This is a genomic window from Neisseria sp. HMSC067G12 (assembly GCF_001812725.1).
GTDB classification, from domain to species: Bacteria; Pseudomonadota; Gammaproteobacteria; order Burkholderiales; family Neisseriaceae; genus Neisseria; species Neisseria perflava.
Window position 1 is genome coordinate 122,648 of sequence record NZ_KV810182.1, and the last position, 623, is coordinate 123,270.

Consider the following 623-nt stretch of genomic DNA (forward strand, 5'->3'; position numbering starts at 1 on the left):
TTTCAACACACAGCCGCCCGAAGGCGGCTGGTCTGCTTTTACTTCTTTAGGCGTTTCTGGGGCTTGTTTCAACACACAGCCGCCCGAAGGCGGCTGCCGTATTTGCTGACAGCGTCGAAGAGGCGAAGCGTGTTTCAACACACAGCCGCCCGAAGGCGGCTGCAGGTTAAAGAATACAACCGCGAAACACAACAAGTTTCAACACACAGCCGCCCGAAGGCGGCTGCCAAAGCGGAAGGCTACTTTAAGCCTGATTTGACGTTTCAACACACAGCCGCCCGAAGGCGGCTGCCTGCATTAGAGAACAGGTGGATGACGTTTCTCAAGTTTCAACACACAGCCGCCCGAAGGCGGCTGATTCTGCACCATCAATATGATAAATATCCCCAGTGTTTCAACACACAGCCGCCCGAAGGCGGCTGGAGTAAGCAAAATCGACGAACTGGCAAACCAATGGTGTTTCAACACACAGCCGCCCGAAGGCGGCTGAACTTGCACATATCGAATCCTTTCTTTCTCTTCCCGTTTCAACACACAGCCGCCCGAAGGCGGCTGACCCGAGGCAGTCATCGGCAGTACAAACACCCCGAGTTTCAACACACAGCCGCCCGAAGGCGGCTGTA

At 55.1% G+C, this 623-nt stretch carries 1 CRISPR repeat array.

Annotated elements, in window-relative coordinates:
* Positions 1–621: a CRISPR direct-repeat array (repeat unit 30 nt; unit sequence TTTCAACACACAGCCGCCCGAAGGCGGCTG).
* Positions 622–623: the final 2 nt, after the last annotated feature.